Annotated in this window: 1 protein-coding gene; it reads right to left on the bottom strand. The window is 67.3% G+C overall.

Annotated elements, in window-relative coordinates; all coding sequences use genetic code 11:
* Positions 1-120 precede the first annotated feature (120 nt).
* A complete protein-coding gene (locus RT456_RS08110; protein ID WP_313344917.1) occupies positions 121-1,308 on the bottom strand; it encodes a benzoate/H(+) symporter BenE family transporter in 1,188 nt (395 codons plus the stop codon).
* Positions 1,309-1,598 lie beyond the last annotated feature (290 nt).

Genomic DNA, 1,598 nt, shown 5'->3' with positions numbered 1-1,598 from the left:
GCCGGCCGCTGGCCGGCTCCAAGGCAACCCACCGCGGTAGTGCCGGCCGCTGGCCAGCTCCACGCAACCCGGCAGCCCCAGCGCAACGCCGGCCGCTGGCCGGCTCCACGCAACCCGACCTCATCCGCGAGCGCGCGGTCGCAATGCCACCAGACAGATGCCGCCGGCCACCAATCCCCAGAACGCCGAACCGATCCCGGCCAGCGACAGGCCCGAAGCGGTCACCAGAAAGGTAACCAGTGCGGCCTCCCGATCGGCCTCCTCGCGCAGGGCCATCGCCAGGCTGTTGGCAATGGTGCCAAACAGCGCGATGCCGGCAACGCAGGCAACCAGTTCCTTGGGGAAGGCGGCAAAGACCGCGGCCACCGTGGCACCGAACAGGCCCACCACGATATAGAAGGCACCGGCGGCCACCGCCGCGGTGTAACGCCGGGCGGGGTCCTCATGGGCCTCGCGACCCATGCAGATCGCCGCCGTGATCGCCGCCAGGTTGAGCCCGTAGGCACCGAACGGGGCCAGCAGGGTGTTGGCCACCCCGATCCAGCCGATCACCGGCGAGATCGGCGTGTCGTAACCGGACGCACGGATCACCGCCACGCCGGGGATGTTCTGCGACGCCATGGTCACCACGAACAGGGGCAGGGCGATCCCGAACACCGCCGGCCACGACAGGGTGGGCCAGGTGAACACGGGGGTTGCCAGCTCCACCCGCAGCTGTTCCACGTGCAGCAGGCCCTGCGCCGCGGCAACGCCCACGCCGACCAGCAGGGTGGCGATCACCGCATAGCGGGGAAACAGGCGGCGGCCGACCAGCCAGGTGGCGAACATCGCCAGGGCCATGCCCAGCTGCGTGCCCATGGACACGAACACGTCCAGCCCGAAGCGCAGCAGCACGCCGGCCAGCATGCCGGCGGCCAGCGCCATCGGCACGCGCCGCATCACCTTGGCGAACACACCGGAGAAGCCGGCCAGCATGCCCAGCAGCGCAGCAAGCACAAATGCCCCGATGGCATCGCTGTACCCGACGGCACCGGCACCCACGACGAGCATTGCTGCACCCGGGGTCGACCATGCGGTCACCACCGGCACGCGGTAGCGCAGCGAGAGCCCGATACAGGTCACGCCCATGCCCAGCCCAAGCGCCCACATCCACGACGCGATCTGCGCCTGCGTTGCGCCTACTGCCTGGGCGGCCTGGAACACGATCACCGCGGAACTGGCAAAGCCCACCAACACGGTAATGAAGCCGGCCACTACGGAAGGCAACGACACATCGCGCCACAACGAACGCTTGGCAACCTCGGACATGACGTAGTGCTTCCCTGACGACAAGACCTGCATTGTCAGCAGTCCCGCGCCGCACGCGCAACGCGCGTGCGGCGCATCGCGATGTCCGCCAAGCACGCTTGGATGACGCGCAGATGAAAAAGAGTGAAAAAGGCCTTGACGAATTTCCAGAAGTCTTTAGTATTCGCTCCCTCGCTGCGACGCGGTCTTCACCCCGGTGAACACCACGCCAAAGCGGCGGCAACATCCTTCAAACGAAGGTGTTGACGGAAACGAAAAGCCTGACATAATAGGCGGCTCGCTTCGACGAA

It is taken from the genome of Stenotrophomonas sp. (assembly GCF_032099025.1).
GTDB lineage: Bacteria > Pseudomonadota > Gammaproteobacteria > Xanthomonadales > Xanthomonadaceae > Stenotrophomonas.
This window is presented reverse-complemented; position numbering and strand designations above follow the sequence as displayed.